Origin of the sequence: Streptomyces sp. NPDC048479, from assembly GCF_040651435.1 — a bacterium.
Taxonomy (GTDB): Bacteria; Actinomycetota; Actinomycetes; order Streptomycetales; family Streptomycetaceae; genus Streptomyces.
The window spans coordinates 135,893-156,137 of record NZ_JBEZKA010000017.1; the positions used below are offsets into that span (position 1 = coordinate 135,893).

At 68.8% G+C, this 20,245-nt stretch carries 21 protein-coding genes, 1 tRNA gene and 1 riboswitch; of the genes, 8 read left to right on the forward strand and 14 right to left on the reverse strand.

Annotated features, from left to right (window positions below; all coding sequences use genetic code 11):
- Positions 1-184 precede the first annotated feature (184 nt).
- On the forward strand, positions 185-1,024 hold the full coding sequence (locus AB0D12_RS25510; RefSeq protein WP_362687168.1) for an excalibur calcium-binding domain-containing protein: 840 nt from the start codon (positions 185-187) through the stop codon (positions 1,022-1,024).
- 200 nt (positions 1,025-1,224) lie between these two features.
- On the opposite strand, the gene AB0D12_RS25515 is transcribed toward AB0D12_RS25510, so the two are convergent.
- Entirely contained in the window at positions 1,225-1,716 is a 492-nt protein-coding gene (locus tag AB0D12_RS25515) for a hypothetical protein (protein WP_362687170.1), read from the reverse strand.
- Between the two features lie 182 nt (positions 1,717-1,898).
- Here AB0D12_RS25515 and AB0D12_RS25520 point away from each other — a divergent pair, with 182 nt between their 5' ends.
- Positions 1,899-2,861 carry a CHRD domain-containing protein gene (locus AB0D12_RS25520; RefSeq protein ID WP_362687172.1) on the forward strand — a complete coding sequence of 321 codons (963 nt, stop codon included), beginning with the start codon at positions 1,899-1,901 and terminating at the stop codon, positions 2,859-2,861.
- A 186-nt stretch (positions 2,862-3,047) separates the two neighbouring features.
- Here AB0D12_RS25520 and AB0D12_RS25525 read toward each other — a convergent pair whose 3' ends face one another.
- Positions 3,048-4,409, reverse strand: a complete 1,362-nt coding sequence (locus tag AB0D12_RS25525; protein ID WP_362687174.1) for a DUF445 domain-containing protein — start codon at positions 4,407-4,409, stop codon at positions 3,048-3,050.
- Positions 4,410-4,506: 97 nt separating this feature from the next.
- Between AB0D12_RS25525 and AB0D12_RS25530 the strand changes: the two genes are divergently transcribed.
- Complete coding sequence (locus AB0D12_RS25530) at positions 4,507-5,742, forward strand: SGNH/GDSL hydrolase family protein (RefSeq protein ID WP_362687177.1); 1,236 nt, start codon at positions 4,507-4,509, stop codon at positions 5,740-5,742.
- A gap of 17 nt (positions 5,743-5,759) precedes the next feature.
- On the opposite strand, the gene AB0D12_RS25535 is transcribed toward AB0D12_RS25530, so the two are convergent.
- The 4 genes from AB0D12_RS25535 to AB0D12_RS25550 all read right to left on the reverse strand — a co-directional run bounded on the left by AB0D12_RS25535 (position 5,760) and on the right by AB0D12_RS25550 (position 9,182).
- A complete protein-coding gene (locus tag AB0D12_RS25535; RefSeq protein ID WP_362687180.1) occupies positions 5,760-6,479 on the reverse strand; it encodes a DUF1707 domain-containing protein in 720 nt (239 codons plus the stop codon).
- A 114-nt stretch (positions 6,480-6,593) separates the two neighbouring features.
- The gene (locus tag AB0D12_RS25540; RefSeq protein ID WP_362687183.1) at positions 6,594-7,553 is read right to left on the reverse strand and encodes an ATP-binding cassette domain-containing protein; all 960 of its coding nucleotides are present in this window, start codon (positions 7,551-7,553) and stop codon (positions 6,594-6,596) included.
- 11 nt (positions 7,554-7,564) lie between these two features.
- A complete protein-coding gene (locus AB0D12_RS25545) occupies positions 7,565-8,389 on the reverse strand; it encodes an ABC transporter permease (protein ID WP_362687186.1) in 825 nt (274 codons plus the stop codon).
- Entirely contained in the window at positions 8,382-9,182 is an 801-nt protein-coding gene (locus AB0D12_RS25550) for an ABC-2 family transporter protein (protein ID WP_362687189.1), read from the reverse strand. The genes AB0D12_RS25545 and AB0D12_RS25550 overlap by 8 nt, the downstream gene beginning before the upstream one ends.
- A gap of 125 nt (positions 9,183-9,307) precedes the next feature.
- Between AB0D12_RS25550 and AB0D12_RS25555 the strand changes: the two genes are divergently transcribed.
- Positions 9,308-11,698, forward strand: coding sequence for a transglycosylase domain-containing protein (locus AB0D12_RS25555; RefSeq protein WP_362687192.1), 2,391 nt, complete (start codon positions 9,308-9,310; stop codon positions 11,696-11,698).
- On the opposite strand, the gene AB0D12_RS25560 is transcribed toward AB0D12_RS25555, so the two are convergent.
- The 3 genes from AB0D12_RS25560 to AB0D12_RS25570 form a co-directional block, all read right to left on the reverse strand.
- Positions 11,692-12,012 carry a multidrug efflux SMR transporter gene (locus AB0D12_RS25560; RefSeq protein ID WP_327323840.1) on the reverse strand — a complete coding sequence of 107 codons (321 nt, stop codon included), beginning with the start codon at positions 12,010-12,012 and terminating at the stop codon, positions 11,692-11,694. The genes AB0D12_RS25555 and AB0D12_RS25560 overlap by 7 nt on opposite strands.
- Before the next feature lie 32 nt (positions 12,013-12,044).
- Positions 12,045-12,109: riboswitch (guanidine-III (ykkC-III) riboswitch) on the reverse strand.
- Positions 12,110-12,202: 93 nt separating this feature from the next.
- The gene (locus AB0D12_RS25565; protein ID WP_153485104.1) at positions 12,203-12,505 is read right to left on the reverse strand and encodes a co-chaperone GroES; all 303 of its coding nucleotides are present in this window, start codon (positions 12,503-12,505) and stop codon (positions 12,203-12,205) included.
- Positions 12,506-12,587: 82 nt separating this feature from the next.
- Positions 12,588-12,908 (reverse strand): DUF3618 domain-containing protein, encoded by a 321-nt coding sequence (locus AB0D12_RS25570; protein ID WP_362687195.1) that lies wholly within the window; start codon positions 12,906-12,908, stop codon positions 12,588-12,590.
- 127 nt (positions 12,909-13,035) lie between these two features.
- Here AB0D12_RS25570 and bcp point away from each other — a divergent pair, with 127 nt between their 5' ends.
- Positions 13,036-13,503: a thioredoxin-dependent thiol peroxidase gene (gene bcp, locus AB0D12_RS25575; RefSeq protein WP_327323842.1), complete on the forward strand. Its 468-nt coding sequence runs from the start codon at positions 13,036-13,038 to the stop codon at positions 13,501-13,503.
- A gap of 267 nt (positions 13,504-13,770) precedes the next feature.
- Positions 13,771-13,855: transfer RNA gene (locus AB0D12_RS25580), tRNA-Leu, on the forward strand.
- Positions 13,856-13,917: 62 nt separating this feature from the next.
- On the opposite strand, the gene rdgB is transcribed toward AB0D12_RS25580, so the two are convergent.
- From rdgB to AB0D12_RS25600, 4 genes are all read right to left on the reverse strand, one after another.
- The gene (rdgB, locus tag AB0D12_RS25585) at positions 13,918-14,520 is read right to left on the reverse strand and encodes an RdgB/HAM1 family non-canonical purine NTP pyrophosphatase (protein ID WP_362687198.1); all 603 of its coding nucleotides are present in this window, start codon (positions 14,518-14,520) and stop codon (positions 13,918-13,920) included.
- Between the two features lie 8 nt (positions 14,521-14,528).
- Complete coding sequence (locus tag AB0D12_RS25590; protein ID WP_362687201.1) at positions 14,529-14,918, reverse strand: hypothetical protein; 390 nt, start codon at positions 14,916-14,918, stop codon at positions 14,529-14,531.
- 93 nt (positions 14,919-15,011) lie between these two features.
- The gene (rph, locus tag AB0D12_RS25595) at positions 15,012-15,749 is read right to left on the reverse strand and encodes a ribonuclease PH (RefSeq protein WP_362687204.1); all 738 of its coding nucleotides are present in this window, start codon (positions 15,747-15,749) and stop codon (positions 15,012-15,014) included.
- Between the two features lie 157 nt (positions 15,750-15,906).
- The gene (locus tag AB0D12_RS25600) at positions 15,907-16,140 is read right to left on the reverse strand and encodes a PTS glucose/sucrose transporter subunit IIB (RefSeq protein ID WP_362687206.1); all 234 of its coding nucleotides are present in this window, start codon (positions 16,138-16,140) and stop codon (positions 15,907-15,909) included.
- Between the two features lie 231 nt (positions 16,141-16,371).
- Between AB0D12_RS25600 and AB0D12_RS25605 the strand changes: the two genes are divergently transcribed.
- Together AB0D12_RS25605 and AB0D12_RS25610 are read left to right on the forward strand one after the other, a co-directional pair.
- Positions 16,372-17,631 carry a PTS transporter subunit EIIC gene (locus AB0D12_RS25605; protein WP_362687209.1) on the forward strand — a complete coding sequence of 420 codons (1,260 nt, stop codon included), beginning with the start codon at positions 16,372-16,374 and terminating at the stop codon, positions 17,629-17,631.
- Between the two features lie 267 nt (positions 17,632-17,898).
- Complete coding sequence (locus tag AB0D12_RS25610) at positions 17,899-19,167, forward strand: PTS transporter subunit EIIC (protein WP_362687212.1); 1,269 nt, start codon at positions 17,899-17,901, stop codon at positions 19,165-19,167.
- Positions 19,168-19,237: 70 nt separating this feature from the next.
- On the opposite strand, the gene AB0D12_RS25615 is transcribed toward AB0D12_RS25610, so the two are convergent.
- Complete coding sequence (locus tag AB0D12_RS25615; RefSeq protein ID WP_362687215.1) at positions 19,238-19,990, reverse strand: MBL fold metallo-hydrolase; 753 nt, start codon at positions 19,988-19,990, stop codon at positions 19,238-19,240.
- Positions 19,991-20,245: the final 255 nt, after the last annotated feature.

Here is a 20,245-nt window from a genome sequence, read left to right on the forward strand (position 1 = left end):
GGCGGCCCAAATGCAGTGCGCCGAGCGCCTGGGGACTCCCGTACCCGAGTCCGGAGCGGATCATCCGTTGTGCACACACTTTCATCACAATTGGACGACGTTCCATCACATTTCCCCTTCCTGGCCTTCGTCGGAGTGCCAAGCTCGGGCCCCTCAGTTCGGAACCAACTGCCTTGGGGGGCACATGTCAGGGAGAGGAAGTACCCGCGCGAACAGCGCGATCGCGGCCTGCGCCGTGGTGATGGCGGCCGGGCTCGTGGGGTGTGGGGGCACCACCGACGACGCGAAGTCCGAGGCGGCCACGACGAGCGCGGCGCCCAAGAAGCCCACGGCCGCGACGCCTTCGCCCGCGTCGGCTCTCGCACTCGTCGATGACGAGGAGAGCGCCGACCCCGCGAAGCCGGTCCTGGTGAAGGTGCTGGACAACGACACGCTCACACGCAAGGGCGGTACGCCGAGCACCTTGGAAGTCGCCCTGAATGCCGACGAGTTCACGATCGACTTGGCCACCCTGCCGGGGCACGGCACCGCGATGGTCGACGGGTCGACCATCGTCTATACGTCCGCCAAGGGATACGGCGGCTCGGACGAGTTCACGTACCAGGTGAATGTGAAGGGCTCGCCGGCGCTGACCGGGACCGCCGTCGTACGGATCACCGTGGCCACGCCGGCGCCCACGCCGACACCCACACCCGCGAAGGCGAAGAAGCCCGAGCCGCCCAAGGTCTATTACGCGAACTGCGACGCCGTACGCGCGGCCGGCGCCGATCCCGTCCGCGAAGGGGAGCCCGGCTACGCGCCACACCTCGACCGGGACGGCGACGGCGTCGGCTGCGAGTCGTCCGGCGGAGGAAGCGGCGGCACGACCGGAGGCAGTGGGGGCGGCAGCGGAGGCGGGTCCGGGGGCACGTACTACGCCAACTGCGCCGCCGCACGGGCCGCCGGTGCCGCTCCCGTTCATGCGGGGGATCCCGGCTACGGGCGGCACCTCGACCGCGACGGAGACGGCGTCGGCTGCGAGTGATCCCCGTACCGCATTCCCGGTAGTCACCCGCCGAGGGGATTGGACGCGCGACTACCGGGAATGGGCATCGCCGCGACGGCCGGGGATGGGCCACGGCCGTCGCAGGTTCATGGGAGAGATAAGGAGAATGCGAAACCGATGAGCAATAGGCTCACGGTTTATGAAGGGAAGATTAATTTCCGCAGTCCTTCAGGCCGACGTCAGACCGCCTTCTTGATGAGCTTTCCGTCCGCCGCGATCACGAACCACTCCCCGTCCAGGCCCTGGCCGTTCACGTCCCCGGGCGTCGCGTCGCCCACGTAGTAGTACAGCGGCCAGTCTCCGTACGTCGCCTGTTCCGCGCCCTCGCCGAGCTTCGTCTCCTTCAGCAGGGCGGCGTCGGTGCCGGCGCCCGCCTTCACGTCCTTCGCGGAGGTGAGGGCCGGCCAGACGGCGATGCAGTCGGCATCACAATTGCCCGCGCCGGGCTTGTCCTTGGTGAATCCGTACAGCGTACGGCCCGAATCGTCGACGAGGATCTTGCCGAGCGCCGAGTCCGCGGTCTTCACGGAGGCGGCGGCCGCGGGCTTCCGCGCGGGCTTGGCCGCGTCGTCCCCGGAGCCGTCCGCGGAGCCGCCGCAGGCCGACAGCGTCAGCAGCGCGGCCGTTACGAGCGGTGCCGCGAGCAGAGAAGTTTTACGGGTGCTGCGCATGGTGGTTCCCCCGGTTTGGTGAGTGGGTGCGAGAGTGATGGTTACGCAGGGTTGTACGACGGCAACTGACCCGCGGTTCAATCGAATTCAAGAAATCTTCTTTTGAACCAGCCGACTGCGGGCCGCGTACTCCATCGCGACCGACCCAAGACGGAGTCGGTCCCAACGGGAGGATCAAAACAATGCAGAAGCGTTATGCGGCTGTTACCGCCGCCGCAATTGTGCTTGGTGTTGCAGGTGTTACTCCGGCGCTCGCACACAGCGGTCATGACGGCCACGGGGAGCACGCATCAGCCGGCGGCCAGGCTTCGGCCGGCAACGCCAGTGCCTTCACCAAGCCCTCCAGCGGGCACGCGCTCGCCTTCGCCGCCCACCTCTCCGGCGCCAACGAGGTGCCGGTCAAGGGCGGGCCCGCCGTGAACGACCCCGACGGCAAGGCCGTTGCCCTCGTCAAGGTCAAGGGCGACCGGGTGACCTTCGCGCTGCAGTGGAAGGGGTTCGTGCCGAGCCTCGGGCACATTCACCAGGGTGCCGCCGGGAAGAACGGCGATGTGAAGGTCCCGCTCTTCGGCACCGCGATGCCGGACTCCGTCCACTCGGCGGCCGGGCAGGTGGCCATCACCGACGCCAAACTGGCCGACAGCATCCGGAGCAACCCTTCCGGCTTCTATGTGAACCTGCACAGCGCGGAGTTCCCGGGCGGCGCGGTGCGGGGCCAGTTGAAGCCGCTGCACAAGAACGTCAACCCGCTCGACATCATCAAGGGCGGCAAGCTGCGGGCACTGTCCGACGGCGACCAGGAAGTCCCGAAGAACGACGCGTCCAAGGTCGGCGACCCGGACGGGCACGCGGTGACGTTCCTGCAGCCGAAGGGGACGAACGTCGACTACTCGCTCGCCTGGGTGAACATCAAGAGCCCCACCAACGGCCATATCCACAAGGGCGCGTTCGGGAAGAACGGCGACGTCGTCTTCAACTTCTTCAACCGGCCCGTGCCGGACGGGATCTTCGCGGTCTCCGGGAAACTGGAGGGGCAGAACGCCGACGTGGTGAAGCGTGTCCGCGCCAACCCGCGCAACTACTACGCCAACATCCACACCGCCGAGTTCCCGGACGGTGCGGTGCGCGGGCAGCTCTTCCACTGAGCCCGGTCGGTCCCCGCGGAAGGGGTGGCCGCCGATTCCTGGGCGGTCACCCGGCCCGGCCCGCAGCCCGGCCGGTCGGCCCGTCGGCCCGCAGCCGTACTGAACACTTCCGTCCCGCGGTACGTACTCAACAGCACCTCCCCAGGTGGCTGGGCGCGTGACCGTACGGGTACGGCAGGGAACCGGTCACGCGCCCAGCGCGTGTGCCACCGTGTAGATGACCAGGCCGGCCAGTGCGCCGACCACCGTGCCGTTGATCCGGATGAACTGCAGGTCGCGGCCGATGTGCGCCTCGATCTTGCGCGAGGTGTGCTCCGCGTCCCAGCTCGCGACCGTGTCCGAGATCAACGAGGTGATCTCGGCGCGGTACGTGGTCACCACGTACACCGCCGCGTCCTCCAGCCAGCCCTCCAGCTTCGACTGCAGCCGGCCGTCCGTCGCCAGCCGCGCGCCCAGCGTCAGCAGCGAGGCGCGGGCGCGCAGCCGCAGCTCGCTGTGGTCGTCCTCCGCCGCCGAGATGATCATGCCCCGTATGGAGGACCAGGCCGAGGCGATCACGTCCTGCACCTCGGAACGGGACAGCAGCTCCGACTTCATGCGCTCCACCCGGGCGCGGGTGTCCGTGTCCGACTGGAGGTCGGCCGCGAAGTCGGTCAGGAAGCGGTCGATCGCGCCGCGCGCCGGGTGGCCCGGCATGTCACGCATCTCGGTGACGAAGCGCAGCAGCTCCTTGTAGACGCGTTCGCCGACCTTCTTGTCCACGAAGCGCGGGGTCCAGCCCGGCGCCCCGCCCTCGACCGCGTCCATCACCGAGTCCGAGTGCAGGACCAGCCAGTCGTGGGCACGGCCGCAGATCAGGTCGACGGCGCGGTGGTGCGCGCCGTCGGCGACGACCTTCTCCAGGGTCTTGCCGACGCCGGGGGCGATCTCGGCACTGTCGGCGCGGCGGGTGATCGCCTCGCCGACGACCGCCTGGACGTCGGAGTCGCGCAGCACGGTGAGCGCGCCGCGCAGCGCGGTGGACAGCTCGGCGGTGACCCGGTCGGCGTGGGCGGGCTCGGCGAGCCAGGCGCCGAGGCGGCCGCCGATGCCGAGGGTGTGCAGCCGGGTCCGTACGACGTCGCCGGAGAGGAAGTTCTCACCGACGAAGGAGCCGAGCGAGGCGCCGAGCTGGTCCTTCTTGTTCGGGATGATCGCGGTGTGCGGGATGGGCAGGCCCAGGGGGTGCCGGAAGAGCGCGGTGACGGCGAACCAGTCGGCCAGGGCGCCGACCATGCCGGCTTCGGCGGCGGCGGCGATATAGCCGGCCCAGGGGCCGGCGCCGGAGTTCTTCGCCCAGGTGGCGAGCGCGAAGATCACCGCGACGAGGAGGAGCAGGCCGGTCGCGGTCAGCTTCATGCGTCGTACGCCGCGCTGCTTTTCGGCGTCGGCCTCGGTGTACGCGAAGGAGGGCAGGGGAGTACGGGGGCGGGGACCCGGCCCCGCTGCCGGGCCCGGCTCGGCCGACCCGCTCGGCTGGTCCGGCTGATCCGGTTCTGTACGTTCCATCCGGTCCTCCCGTCCGCGCGCCTCGTACGCATTGTCCCTACCTCAGGTACTCCTGGGGCGCACATCGAGTTCCCGCGCCATGCCGGATGATGTGCTCATGAACAAACGCCGTGGGTACGCGACCCTCGCCGCCCTCACCACCGTGGTCGCCCTCGTCTGCGGCGCGATATACCTCGGCGTCGGGGCAGCCCAGGGCCGGACCGCCGCCCGTACGCCCGTCGCCGCGCCCACGGTCTGGGTCGGGACCTGGGCCGCCGCACCCGCCAAGGCCGCCCCCGCCGTCGGAGGCCGCGCCGGCCGGTCCGTACGCAATGTGGTGCACACCAGTATCGGCGGGACCGCCGCCCGGATCACCCTCTCCAACCTCCTCGGCGAGCAGCCGCTGAAGATCGCCCAGGTCTCGCTGGCCGTGCGCGCGGGCCACGGTCCCGCGGCCGTGGCCGGGACTCTGCGACGGGTGACGTTCCAGGGCGCGGGTGCCGTCACCCTCGCGGTCGGCGGGCAGCGCGTCAGCGACCCCGTCACGCTCGGGATCCCGTACGACGGCGATCTCCTCGTCACCGTCGCCACCACTTCCCCCGGCGGGCCGGTCACCGTCCACCCGCAGGCGCGCCAGACCTCGTACATCGCGGACGGCGACCGTACGCAGGACGCCGGCGGAGACGCGTACACCCGGCGGACCGGCGCCTGGCAGCACCTCAGCGGCGTCGACGTGCTGACCCGGGACACACACGGCGCGGTCGTCGCCATCGGCGACTCGATCACCGACGGGGTCACCTCCACCTCCGACGCCAACCGCCGCTGGCCGGACGTACTCGCCGACCGGCTCAACCGCCACGGCAGGCTCCACTACGGCGTACTCAACCAGGGCATCAGCGGGAACCGTCTGCTGACCGACGGTCGCGGCCCCAGCACGCTGGCCCGCTTCGACCGCGATGTGCTCGCGCGGGCCGGCGTCAGGACGGTGATCGTCGCGATCGGCATCAACGACCTGCTGCGGGGGCCGGACACAAGCGCCGACCGGCTCACGGCCGGCTACGCCGAGCTCACCCGGCAGGCCCACGCGCGCGGCCTCCGCGTCGTCGGCGCGACCCTGATGCCCTGCGCCGGGCACCGCCACTGCACCCGGGCCCTCGAAGCCGTACGCGACAAGGTCAACGCGGCCATCCGCACCGGCCGGATCTTCGACTCGGTCGTCGACTTCGACCGGGCGCTGCGCGATCCGTACGCACCCGACCGGCTGCGCCCGGCGTACGACTCGGGCGACCATCTCCACCCCAGCGACGCCGGCTACGCGCGGATGGGCAGGGCCGTGGACCCGGCGCGGCTGTAACACCCGCCGGATCGGCCTCAGCCGAGCTCCTTACGCTCGTCGCGCTCGTCCTTCTCCAGACCCTTCTTCAGCCTCGGCTGTTTTTCCCGCTCCGCCCGTTCCGCCTTCAGCCGCTGCTTCTCCGCCCGGGTGCGCTTGCGCTCCACGCCCACGCCGCCCATGATCGCGAAGCCCGTGATCCTCACCCGCGGCGCCGCCGGGTCCGGCAGGCCCTCGCTCTGGCCCTGCTCGCCGAAGCCGCCCATCAGGCCGAAACCGCCGACCTCGACGTTCAGGTCCGGCGGTACGACGATGTGGACACCGCCCATGATCGCGAAGCAGCGGATCACGGTCTCGCGGTCCTCGAAACGGGCCTCGCGCAGGTCGAGTTCGCCGCCGCCCATCAAAGTGAAGGTGGTGAACTTCCGGCCCACCGTCCAGGTGCCCTTCCGCCCGAACCCGCCCCAGAACGCGAACGCCCCGTTCGACGTCGCCGGTCCACCGACACGCTGCGCCCAGCCGCCGGACCCGGTGGCCACCGGCGACGGCGCCGTGCCCACCGCCGGAAGGCCGCCCACCGGAAGGTCGCTGACCAGCGGCTCCAACTCGCCGTGCGTTCGCGCCCTGTAGGCCGCGTCCAGGCGCTGCTCGAACTCCTCCATGTCGATCCGCCCCTCCGCCACCGCCTCACGCAGCCGCTCGGCCACCCGTTCGCGCTCGGAGTCGGAGGCACGCATCTCAGGGAGTTCGCTCGTCATACCGGCAGCCTAGTCAAGGCCGATCCGCCCTCCCAGTGCCGGTCACAGAGTCACACGGTCAAAGAGTCACGAAGTCACGAAGTCAGGGAGCCACGCAGTCACGGCGCCACGCAGTCACAGACCTGATCTCTCCGCGTACATTTTCGCGATCACGGCCTCGATGTCCGGCTCCCGCACCGACAGATCCACCAGCGGGTACTCCGCCGCCAGCGCCGCCACCAGTGGCGCCGCCGACTGTGAGGCGGGGAAGGCCAGCCACTGCCGAGGTCCCTCCACCTTCACCGCGCGGGCGGAGTCCAGTGCCACCGGCGGCAGTTCGCGCTCGAAGTCCACCACCAGGGTCCGCTCGCTCTCGCCCACCTCGTGCAGTCCGGCGAGGGCCCCGTCGTACATCAGCCGTCCGTGGTCGATCACCATCACGCGCTTGCACAGCTGCTCGATATCGGTCAGATCGTGCGTGGTCAGCAGCACCGTCGTCGACCGCTCGGCATTCAGGTCCCGCAGGAATTCCCGCACCTTCGCCTTGGAGATCACATCGAGCCCGATCGTCGGCTCGTCGAGATACAGCACCTCGGGATCGTGCAGCAGCGCCGCCGCGATGTCCCCGCGCATCCGCTGCCCCAGCGAGAGCTGCCGCACCGGCACATCCAACAGCTCGGCCAGATCGAGGAGTTCGACACAGCGGTCCAGGTTCTCCCGGAACCGCTTGTCGGGGATCCGGTACATCCGGTGCACCAGCCGGTACGAGTCCTTCAGCGGCAGGTCCCACCACAGCGTCGTGCGCTGCCCGAACACCACGCCGATCCGCTGCGCCAGCCTCGTACGCTCCCGGGACGGATCGATGCCCGCGACCCGCAGCCGCCCGCCGCTCGGGGTCAGAATCCCCGTCAGCATCTTGATGGTGGTGGACTTCCCGGCCCCGTTCGGACCGATGTAGCCGACCATCTCACCGCGCGGCACACGGAAGCTGATCCCGTCGACCGCCCGTACCTGATGCTTCTCGCGGCGCAGCCTGCCCGTCCTGCGCCGTACGTCGAAGACCTTCTCGACGCCCTCGAGCTCGATGAAGTCCATGAAGTCCCCCCTCAGCTCCCCGTGCTCCGGTACGAACGAAGGCCCGCCCGCCACGCGAGCCCGGCCAGCCGGCAGCACACCGCCGCGACCACCGGCGGCAGGAAGGCCAGCCACTGCGGCAGATCCAGCGGATAGGGCCGGCCCAGCACATACAGGGCGGGCAGCCAGTTGACGAAGGCCAGCGGCACCACGTACGTCACGCCACGCACCAGGTCCTTCGCGAAGATCGTCGGCGGGTACTGGAGCAGCGTGTTCCCGCCGTACGTGAAGGAGTTCTGCACCTCCGAGGCGTCCTGCGCGATGAACTGGAACGCCGCCCCGCTCACGAACACCGCCGAGAAGATCGCCCCGCCGCTGAGCACCATCAGCGGCAGCATCAGCACCCGCAGCGGCGTCCAGTCGATGTCCAGGACGAGCAGGCCGTACCCCAGCACCAGCAGCCCCTGAGTGATCCGTCCCAGCCGGCGCAGCGCGAACCGGTCCGCGGCCACCTGCGCGAGCACCGGAACGGGCCGCACCAGCAGCGTGTCCAGCGTCCCGTCGCGCACCCGCCGCCCCAGCCGGTCCATCGACCCCATCACCAGATCGGCGAGGCCGAAGGAGGTGCCCGCCGCCCCGTACAGAAAGGCGATCTCGGGCAGCGAGTAGCCGCCCAGCGCATCGACGTGCGAGAACATCAGCAGGATCGCGACGAAGTCGAAGGCGGTCGCCGCGAAGTTCCCGAACGCCGTCATCACGAACGACGCGCGGTACGTCATCGTGGAGCGGATCCACATCGCCGCGATCAGGCCGTACGCCCGCAGCCCGTTCGCCAGCACCGACGGCGCCTCAGCCACCCTGGACCACCACCCTGCGTGTCGCGACCGTCTGCAGCGCCCGCCCCGCGGCCAGCAGCGCCAGCGCCCAGCCGCCCTGGAAGGCGTACGCCTCGACCAACCCCCACCCGGTGCACCTGCCGAGGAAGACATCCGCCGGGACCTGCAGCAGCGACGACCAGGGCAGCGCCCGCGCCACCTCACCCAGCGTGCCCGGAAACAGGTTCAGCGGCAGCAGCATCCCGGAGAAGAACATCCCCGCCAGCCCGCAGATCTGCATCACCCCGACCCCGTCCATCAGCCAGAACGCGGAGAGCGCCACCAGGAACCTGACCGCGAAACTCACCACCACGCCCAGGGTCACCGACACCAGGAAGGCGAGCCACGTCAACGGCGAGAGCGGCAACGCCAGATCGAAGGCGAGCGCACCGAGCACCATCGGCACGATCCCGCGACCCATGAGGTGGAAGGCCGCCCGCCCCAAGTCGCCAGACAGCCACCACAGTTGAAGGTCGGCGGGCCGGTACAGGTCGATCGCGACATCGCCGGTACGGATCCGCTCGACCAACTCGTCCTCGAAACCGCCGCCCATCATGGCGCAGGTCATCAGCAGTGCCTGTCCCAGCCACACATAGGTGAGGGCCTGGGAGAGGTCGTACCCGCCCAGGTGCGGACGCTCGTCCCACAGGGCGATATAGGTGTACGCCATGATGAAGCCGAAGACGGTGTTGGTGAACACGCCTGCCGCCGTGGCCACCCGGTACGTCGCATAGCGCCGGAACGCACCCGCCGCGACGACCGCGTAAAGCCGCATGTCGACCCCCTCCGCCGCCGGGCACCGAAGCGCACGACCCTAGCCCACGGCAGGCGGCCGCCGCGAGCGCTTTACGGCCGCCAAGGTCCAGGGGTTGCGCCGGGGAAACGGGCAATATGAGTGACATGAGCGACGAGCCACAGCAACAGGGCTGGACACCCAAGGACGCGACCGTCGTCGGACTGGGGCCCGCGTCCGCCCCCGGGAAGAGGGAGAAGAAGGACAAGAACGCCGGCAAGGGCCGCACCGGGCGCACCGGCTGGCGCCGTGTCATCCCGACCTGGCGGATGGTGCTCGGCACGTTCCTGATCGTCGCACTGCTGCTGATCGGCGGCTTCCTGGCCGGCTACATGCTCGTCGACATCCCACCCGCCAACGCCGCGGCCACCGGCCAGTCCAATGTCTACTTCTTCAAGGACGGCACGCAGATCGCCCGCGACGGCGAGATCAACCGCGAGAACGTCAAGCTCGCGCAGATTCCGCTGACGGTGCAGCGGACCGTACTCGCCGCCGAGGACCGGGAGTTCTACTCCGAACGCGCCGTCGACCCCCAGGCGATGGTCCGCGCCGGCTGGAACACGCTGACCGGCAAGGGCAAGCAGTCCGGCTCCACCATCACCCAGCAGTACGTCAAGAACTACTACCTGGGTCAGGAGCAGACCGTCTCCCGGAAGGTCAAGGAGTTCTTCATCTCGATCAAGCTGGGCCGTGAGGCGAGCAAGAGCGACATCCTCGAGGGGTATCTCAACACCAGCTACTTCGGACGCAACGCGTACGGCATCCAGGCCGCGGCCCAGGCGTACTACGGCCAGGACATCAAGGACATCGACACCGCGAAGGGCGCCTATCTCGCCTCGCTCCTCAACGCCCCGAGCGCGTACGACGTCGCCACCCACCCCGAGAACAGGGCCGCGGCGCTGAGCCGCTGGCACTATGTGCTCGACGGCATGGTCAAGGAGAAGTGGCTCAGCCCCGCCGACCGCGCGGCCATGAAGTTCCCCGTGCCGCAGAGGGCGAAGCCCGCGACGAACCTCTCCGGCCAGCGCGGCTACCTCGTTCAGGCCGTCGAGGACTACCTCACCAACAACAAGATCATCGACGAGAACACCCTGGCCGCCGGGGGCTACCGGATCACCACCACGCTCGAGCGCAAGAAGCAGAAAGCCTTCGCCGAAGCCGTCGACGACCAGGTGATGTCCAAGCTGGACAAGGACCGCGAGGCCGACCGCAACGTCCGCGTCGGCGGCGCATCCATCGACCCGGCCACCGGCAAGGTCGTCGCCATGTACGGCGGCGTCGACTACACCAAGCAGTACGTCAACAACGCCACCCGCCGCGACTACCAAGTCGGCTCCACCTTCAAGCCGTTCGTCTTCACCGCCGCCGTCCAGAACGATTCCACCACCCGGGACGACGAAACCATCACCCCCAACACCGTCTACGACGGCACCAACAGGCGTTACGTGCGGGGCTGGAGCGGCAAGCCGTACAACCCCGCCAACGAGGACGAGTTCTCGTACGGCCCCATCACCGTGCGCACCGCCACCGACAAGTCCGTCAACGCGGTCTACGCGCAGATGGCCATGGACGTCGGCCCCGGCAAGGTCAAACAGACCGCGATCAACCTCGGAATCCCCGAGAAAACCCCGGACCTGACCGCCTCCCCCTCCATCGCGCTGGGCCCGGCCACCGCCAGCGTCCTCGATATGACAGAGGCGTACGCGACCCTCGCCAACCACGGCAGGCACGGCACGTACACGCTGGTCGAGAAGGTGACCAAGGGCGGCGAGAACGTACCGGTCCCCAAGGCGGCCGAGGAGCATGCCGTCAGCCGGGAGGCCGCCGACACGACAACCTCGATGCTGCAGAGCGTGGTCGACGGCGGCACCGGTACCGCGGCACAGTCCGCGGGACGCCCCGCGGCAGGCAAGACCGGCACGGCGGAAGAGGACCAGGCCGCCTGGTTCGCCGGCTACACCCCGGATCTGGCGACGGTGGTCGCGGTGATGGGCCAGGACCCGGTCACGGGCGTGCACAAGCCGCTGTACGGGGCGCTGGGGCTACCGCGGATCAACGGCGGCGGCGCGCCGGCGAAGATCTGGGGCCAGTTCACGGGTGCTGCGCTCGAGGGCTCCGAGGTCAAGGAGTTCGACCTGGAGCTGCAGGAGGGCGCGGAAGAGGTGCAGCCCCCGGTGGAATCGGAGGAGCCCGAGGAATCCCCGGAGCCGACCGAGTCTTCGGAGGAACCGTCCGAGACACCGGAGACCCCGGACACGCAGGAACCGACCGAGGGCAGCACGGAGACCGGCGACGAGACCGACGGCGGCACGGACGCCGGTGGCGAGACCGACGGCGGCACGGACGGCGGCACGGACGGCGGCGGCACGGACGGCGGCGGCACCACGACCCGTAGAAGGATGAGCGACGGCGGTAGGGACGACGGCGGCACGGACACCGGCGGTACGGCCGATGGCAGGGCGGGCAGCAAGCCCACCCGCGCGGCCCGTCGTCAGTGACCCGAGGTCGCCTTCAACCCCACCACAGCGACCAGCAGCAGACAGACGAAAAAGATCCGGGCGGCGGTCAGCGGCTCGTTCAGCACCAGCATGCCGACCACCGCCGCACCGGCCGCACCGATACCGACCCAGACGCCGTAGGCGGTACCGATCGGCAGGGTCCTGGCGGCGTGCGACAGCAGCAGCATGCTCGCGACGATCCCGAGCCCGGTGAACAGACTCGGCCACAGCCGGGTGAACCCGTCGGTGAACTTCATTCCGATCGACCAGCCGACCTCGAGCAGACCGGCGACAACAAGCAGAACCCAGGCCACGACGGCACCTCCGAGACGCGGACTTTCAGCGGGGAGCGTCGTCTTTGCGTAACCCGGTACGGCGCGTCTCGTCGGGATCGGCCAAACATAGCAAAGGCGGCGTAAAGGGCCCATCAGAAAGGGCCGGCGACGTCTGCCACCAGCCCTCTTTCCGCCCTCCTTCTGCCTGCTGCCCGGCCTTTCGCGCGCCCTACAAGTACAGCCCGGTGGAATCCTCGGACCCCTGGAAACGGTCCGCGGCGACCGCGTGCAGATCGCGCTCCCGCATCAGTACGTACGCCACACCGCGCACCTCGACCTCGGCGCGGTCCTCGGGGTCGTACAGCACCCGGTCGCCCGGCTCCACGGTCCGTACGTTCTGCCCCACCGCGACCACCCCGGCCCAGGCGAGGCGCCGGCCGACCGCGGCGGTCGCCGGAATGACGATGCCACCGCTGGAACGCCGCTCACCTTCCGGGATGTCGGTCCTCACCAGCACGCGGTCGTGCAGCATGCGGATGGGCAGCTTGTCATGGGTGGTGTTGTCGCTCACGCGTCGAACCTACCTGCCCGGGACCGTTCCGTACGCCGCTGAGTCACGCCCGGCGCCTTCTCACCGAGAAGGCGAGCAGCCCCACAACCGCCACGGTCACCAGGGCCACCGGCACCAGCCGCTCCAGCCGAGGCCCGCCGTCCTCCGAGACGAACTGCGCCTTGACGTCGGACACGGTGCGGTTCACGACGACGACCGCGCGCCCTGCGGTGTGATCCACGGTCGAGGCGAGCCTCGCCTTCGCGTCGCCGATGACCGTCTTCGGGTGAACGCGCACCCCGATCTCGTCGAGCGTCTCGGCAAGCCGGTCGCGCCTGCGGACGATATCCGCCTCGATCTGCGCAGGGGTCCTGGCATCCGACACCGCGCTGCCTCCGTGGTCGTTTCCGGTAGTCCTTCCTCGACAGTCTGTCAGCTCGGCTGCCACCGCACCCAACGGCACCCCTATTACGCTCGACGGCGTACACCTTCACGTCCCCTCAAGGAGAACCATGAGCGAGCGACTCCAGCCCGGCGACATCGCCCCCGACTTCACCCTGCCCGACGCGGACGGCAACGAGGTCTCGCTCGCGGAGCACAAGGGCCGGAAGGTGATCGTCTACTTCTACCCGGCGGCTCTGACCCCCGGCTGCACCAAGCAGGCCTGCGACTTCACGGACAATCTGGAGCTGCTGACGGGCGCCGGCTACGACGTGATCGGTGTGTCCCCGGACAAGCCGGAGAAGCTGGCGAAGTTCCGCGAGAAGGAGAGCTTGAAGGTCACGCTGGTCGGCGACCCGTCCAAGGAGACGTTGGAGGCGTACGGCGCCTTCGGCGAGAAGAAGCTGTACGGCAAGACCGTGACCGGTGTGATCCGCTCGACGATCGTGGTCGACGAGGAGGGCAAGGTCGAGCGCGCGCTGTACAACGTGAAGGCGACGGGCCATGTAGCCAAGATCATCAAGGACCTGGGCGTCTGAGGTCCCGTGTTCGCGGAAGGGCCCGCACCGCCTGCCGGTACGGGCCCTTCCGCGAACCGAAGCCGGTCGCGACGGACACCCCCGTCGTTCTGCACGAGGGTTCGCCTCGCACAAATCGCTCCGTCTCCACCGGGCGCACCACCTCTGCCCCAACTGCCACGCCTTGACCGACACATGGTGTCGGAACCGTACGAGGGAACGACCTGCCCCATGGAAGCAGGGCACCCTCCGCCACATCCGGCAGCCCGGTACGATGACTCTCGGCTGGCGGCCGTGTCGGAACTGGCGAGACGAGCTGGGTTTAGGTCCCAGTGGGTTTATACCCGTGTGGGTTCGAGTCCCACCGGCCGCACACCTTTGAACCGAAGGCCCGGACTCAGCGTCCGGGCCTTCGGCGTACCCCGTTGCGGGGTGTCAGCCCAAGAGCTCCCGCACCACCGGGACCAGCGCCCGGAACGCCTTGCCCCGGTGGCTGATCGCGTTCTTCTCCGCGGGTGTCATCTCCGCGCAGGTACGCCTCTCGCCCTCCGGCTGGAGGATCGGGTCGTAGCCGAAGCCGCCGGTGCCCGTGGGGGTGTGGCGCAGTGTGCCGAGCAGGCGGCCCTCGACGACACGCTCCGTACCGTCCGGGAGTGCCAGGGCCGCCGCGCAGGCGAAGTGCGCGCCGCGGTGGGCCTCGTCGATGTCGGAGAGCTGGGCCAGGAGCAGGTTGAGGTTCGCGGTGTCGTCGCCGTGGGTGCCTGCCCACCTCGCGGAGAAGATGCCGGGCGCGCCGCCGAGGACGTCGACGCAGAGGCCGGAGTCGTCGGCGACCGCCGGCAGGCCGGTGGCCCGGGCCAGGGCGTGGGCCTTGAGGAGTGCGTTCTCGGCGAAGGTGACGCCGGTTTCCTTGACGTCGGGAATGTCGGGATAGGCATCCGCGCCGACGAGGTCGTGGGTGAGGCCCGCGTCGGCGAGGATGGCCCTGAGTTCGGTGATTTTCCCGGCGTTGCGGGTGGCGAGGATCAGTCGGGTCATGCCCCCGATTATCCGGGCGTGCAGACCTTGCCGACTTCGCCCGCCGCCTTGGTGACCGGCGTGATGTCCGGGGTGTTGTCGCCACCCTCGATCGACTTGCGGACGTTGGCGACGCCGGCGTTGAGATCGTCGACGGCCTTGCTGAGGTCGGCGTTGTCGGTCTTGTCGCCGAGGCTCTTCAGTTCCTTGTCGATGTCGTCGAGAGCTTGCCGGGCCTTTGTCGGGTCGTCGGCGGCGCTGGAGACCGCCTGCTGGAGCTTGTCGACGCTGGTGGCGATCGCGTCGGCGGTCTCGACGCAGTCGAGGGCCTTGTCGATGGCGCCGCAGCCGACGGTGATCGGTACGACCAGTGCGGCGGTGGCGAGCGTGAGTGCTGCTAGGCGGCGACGCGCAGGCATGGAACGGTCCTCCCCGGATACGGACGGACGCACGGTTCGGCCCGTGCGCCCGTGAGTGTAACGACGCCCCGTGGGGCGTTCTTGGTTGCCTCTTTACTTTTCGAGTGTGTTCTCAAGGGCGAGGGTCTGGAGCGCGACGAGGTCGGCGCAGCCGCCGGTGGCCAGGTCGAGGAGGGCGTTGAGCTCCTTGCGGTCGAAGGGCTCGGCCTCGGCGGTGCCCTGGACCTCGACGAAGCGGCCGTCGCCGGTGCAGACGACGTTCATGTCGGTCTCGGCGCGCACGTCCTCCTCGTAACAGAGGTCGAGGAGCGGGATGCCGTCGACGATGCCGACGCTGACGGCGGCGACGGTGCCGGTGAGCGGCTTGCGGCCGGCCTTGACGAGCTTCTTGCCCTGGGCCCAGGCGACGGCGTCGGCGAGTGCGACGTATGCACCGGTGATCGCGGCGGTGCGGGTGCCGCCGTCGGCCTGCAGTACGTCGCAGTCGAGGACGATGGTGTTCTCGCCGAGGGCCTTGTAGTCGATGACGGCGCGCAGCGAGCGGCCGATGAGCCGGCTGATCTCGTGGGTGCGGCCGCCGATCTTGCCGCGTACGGATTCGCGGTCGCCGCGGGTGTTGGTGGAGCGCGGCAGCATCGAGTACTCGGCGGTGACCCAGCCTTCGCCGCTGCCCTTGCGCCAGCGCGGGACGCCTTCGGTGACGGAGGCGGTGCAGAAGACCTTGGTGTCGCCGAAGGAGATGAGGACGGAGCCCTCGGCATGCTTGCTCCATCCGCGTTCGATGGTGACCGGGCGGAGCTGTTCGGGGGTGCGGCCGTCGATTCGAGACATGGTGTGGAGCCTATCGGCAGATGCGTGAGGGGCCCGTTCCGGTGTGGAACGGGCCCCTCACAGCCGAGTTCAGCGGCTCGGCGACGCACTGGGCCGAGGGCTCACCGACTCACCGACTCACTGAGTCACCGACTCACTGGCTCACTGGCTCACTGGCTCACATCATGTCTTCGATGTCGGCGGCGATCGGGTCGGCGTCCGTGCCGATGACGACCTGAATCGCAGTGCCCATCTTCACGACGCCGTGGGCGCCGGCGGCCTTGAGAGCAACCTCGTCGACCTTGCTCGGGTCCACAACTTCGGTACGGAGGCGGGTGATACAGCCCTCGATCTCTTCGATGTTGTCGATTCCGCCGAGCCCGGCGACGATCTTCTCAGCCTTGCTGGCCATGTCTTTCTCCCTGCGTCTCAAGAGCGCTGAGCGCTGCCTCGACCCACCGTCGGTCCGCTTTGTCACGGTAACTCACGGTTGGCCCATCTTCGCGGGCGAGTAACCGCCTCGTACCGAATGATGACGATCACCAGTGCCCTGTCTCGCGACCGGGCGTCGGGGCCGTATCGCAACTGGTCTACACCAGTCTGCAACGGCTGCCAAACCAGGCCCGCTTCCGGGAGGACGCCCATGAGCTCCGAGAGCGCTGCCGCGCCGCAGCGGAAGTGGTGGAACGGGCTGTTCCAGGGGCTGCAGAAGGTCGGGCGCAGCCTCCAGCTCCCGGTCGCGGTGCTGCCGGCGGCCGGTCTGCTCGTCAGCCTCGGCACCCTGTTCTCGGCGTATCTGAGCGGCCCCTTCTGGGACAAGACGGCCAAGGTCCTCACGCTGGGCGGCACAGCGATCCTGGACGGCGCGTTCGGTCTGCCTCTGCTGTTCTGCATCGGTGTCGCGATCGGCTTCGCGAAGAAGGCCGACGGTTCGACCGCCCTCGCGGCGGTCGCCGGCTTCCTGGTCTACAGCAACGTACTGAAGGCGTTCCCCGTCGGCGGCACGGTCACCGAGCTGCTCCCGGACGGGAAGCCGCAGAATCCCGGCGTTCTCGGCGGCATCGTGATCGGCCTGCTGACCGCGATGATCTGGCAGCGTTACCACCGAACGAAACTGGTCGACTGGCTCGGCTTCTTCAACGGCCGGCGACTGGTGCCGATCATCATGGCGTTCCTCTGCACGATCCTCGGTGTGCTCTTCGGGCTGCTGTGGGAGCCGGTGGGCGATGCGCTGACCGCGTTCTCCAAGCAGCTGATCGATCTGGGCGCGTGGGGCGCGGGCATCTTCGGTGTCGCCAACCGGCTGCTGATCCCGATCGGCATGCACCAGTTCCTGAATACGTTCTTCTGGTTCCAGGCGGGCGAGTTCACGACGCCGGACGGCAAGGTCGTCCAGGGCGACCTGACGCGCTTCTTCGCCGAGGACCCTTCGGCGGGCCAGTTCATGTCGGGCTTCTTCCCGATCATGATGTTCGGTCTCCCGGCCGCAGCCCTCGCCATCGCGCACTGCGCCCGCCCCGAGCACCGCAAGAGGGTCATGGGTCTCATGATTTCCGTCGGCCTCACGTCGTTCGTCACGGGCGTGACCGAGCCGCTGGAGTTCTCCTTCATGTTCGCGGCTCCGCTGCTGTACGGCGTGCACGCGTTGCTGACGGGTGCGTCGATGGCGATCACCTGGGCGCTGGGTGTGCACGCGGGCTTCAGTTTCTCGGCCGGACTGATCGACTACGTCGTCAACTGGCACCTCGACACCAAGCCATGGCTGATCATTCCGATCGGCCTGTGCTTCGCGGTCGTGTACTACCTGGTCTTCCGCTTCGCGATCACTGCGTTCAACATCCGCACCCCCGGCCGCGACCCCGAAGAGATCGAGCAGGAGCTGGAGCAGGAGAGCACCAAGTAGTCACTGGACCGACGGGTCCTGCGGTCCGCTCCCGTATCCACCCATAAGACCCCCGGACCTCATGACCCGGGGGCTTTATGTCGGTCATTTCCCACCATGGTTCAGGTCGCAAAAATCGAAGGTTCCTTATCTCACCCTCACCGTGCTAAAACAGGTCTACACCACTCAGTGGTGTAGACCACGCGGCCGTCGCCGCGTTCCCCTTGAGACGCCGCCCTCCCCCGTGTTCTGTCCCCATGGCGGCGCCTTGCCCACTGGAGGAAGTTGATGTCCACGGCTAGCGCCGCCCCCGCGGCGGAGAAGAAGACGAAGGGCGCAGGCGCGATGGCTGTTATGCAGCGCATCGGCCGCAGCCTCATGCTGCCGGTCGCGGTGCTGCCCGCGGCCGCGCTGCTGGTCCGTTTCGGCCAGCCCGACATGCTCGGCAGGGAGTCGTTCCCGACCTTCGTCACCAAGGTCGCCGGCTATATGGCAGCCGGTGGCGACGCGATCCTCGCCAACATGGCGCTGCTGTTCGCCGTCGGCATCGCAATCGGCTTCGCCAAGAAGTCGGACGGCTCGACCGCGCTCGCGGCCGTCGCCGGATACCTGGTCTTCAAGAACGTGCTGGCCACGTTCACCGACCCGAACCTGCCGCAGGTCGAGGTCGTCAAGGACCACAAGGTCGCGCTGGTGGACGCCCCGGTGGACGCCAAGGTCCTCGGCGGCGTGGTGATGGGCATCATCGTCGCCCTGCTCTACCAGAAGTTCTACCGGACCAAGCTGCCCGACTGGGCCGGCTTCTTCGGCGGCCGCCGTCTCGTCCCGATCCTCTCCGCCTTCGCGGGTCTGATCGCCGGCATCGTCTTCGGCCTGATCTGGCCGGTCCTCGGCACGGGTCTGCACAGCTTCGGTGAGTGGCTGGTCGGCTCCGGCGCAGTCGGCGCGGGAATCTTCGGTATCGCCAACCGTGCGCTGATCCCGATCGGCATGCACCACCTGCTGAACTCCTTCCCGTGGTTCCAGGCCGGTTCCTACGAGGGCAAGAGCGGCGACATCGCCCGCTTCCTCCAGGGCGACCCGAGCGCCGGACAGTTCATGACCGGCTTCTTCCCCATCATGATGTTCGCCCTCCCGGCGGCCTGCCTCGCGATCGTGCACTGCGCCCGTCCCGAGCGCCGCAAGGTCATCGGCGGCATGATGTTCTCCCTCGCGCTCACGTCCTTCGTCACCGGTGTGACCGAGCCGATCGAGTTCACGTTCATGTTCATCGCCCCGGTGCTGTACGCGGTCCACGCGGTGCTCACCGGTGTCTCGATGGCCCTGACCTGGTCGCTGGGCATGAAGGACGGCTTCGGCTTCTCGGCCGGTGCGGTGGACTACTTCCTCAACCTGGGGATCGCGTCCAACCCGTGGGGCCTGGCGCTGGTCGGGCTCTGTTTCGCGGCGCTCTACTACGTGGTCTTCCGCTTCGCGATCACCAAGTTCAACCTTCCGACACCGGGCCGTGAGTCCGACGAGGAGCTCGCCGAGCTGCAGAAGGCCGAGGCGAAGTAAGCCTCACGTACTCAAGACCGAAGCCCCTGCCTTTCCGTACGAAAGGCAGGGGCTTCGGCGTGCCTGGACCCTAGATCACATAGACCGCGCCCGGCACGGCGACCTCGGTCGGACCGTCGTACACCCCGCGGGCGTCGGCCAGGTTCTGCCGGGGGTCCGTCCACGGCGGGATGTGGGTCAGCACGAGCCGGCCGACGTTCGCGCGCTGCGCGTGCGCGCCGGCCTCGCGGCCGTTGAGGTGGAGGTCCGGGACGTCCTCCTTGCCGTGCGTGAAGGACGCCTCGCACAGGAACAGATCCGCGCCGTCGGCGAGTTCGTGCAGGGCGTCGCTGACACCGGTGTCGCCGGAGTACGTGAGCGTCTTGCCGGCCTGCTCCAGGCGGATGGCGTACGCCTCGACCGGGTGGCGCACCTTCTCCGTACGAACGGCGAACGGGCCTATGTGGAAGCTGCCGGACTTGAGCGTGCGGAAGTCGAAGACCTCACCCATGGCGGAGGGGGAGGGGGTGTCCGCGTACGCGGTGGTCAGACGCTGCTCGGTACCTTCCGGGCCGTAGACCGGGAGGGCGTCGCAGCGGCCGCCGTCGTGGCGGTAGTAGCGAGCGACGAAGTACCCGCACATGTCGATGCAGTGGTCAGCGTGGAGATGGCTGAGGAAGATGGCATCGAGGTCATAGAGACCGACATGGCGCTGCAGCTCGCCCAGGGCGCCATTGCCCATGTCGAGGAGCAGCCGGAAGCCGTCGGCCTCTACGAGGTAGCTGGAGCAGGCCGAATCCACGGACGGAAACGACCCCGAGCAGCCGACGACGGTGAGCTTCATGGAGCTTGAACCTCCGTTGACGGGGAGGGCTGGGGGAAGGTCGTGCGGTTTGTTGAGCGTAAGGCGCAAAAGGGCCGGTCGCTCCTCGGTGGCGGGCTGTTGTGGGGGAACTCACCTGCACTGTCACCGGTTCGGGGGGTGCCCGGTCATGTGGTGGACGTGGGCCGGGGGCGTTGTCGGTTGCCGTCCGGTGGATGGTTTCCTCCACCGCTTCCGGGGGCGCCCGGTCATGTGGTCGAGGTGGGCCGGGGGCGA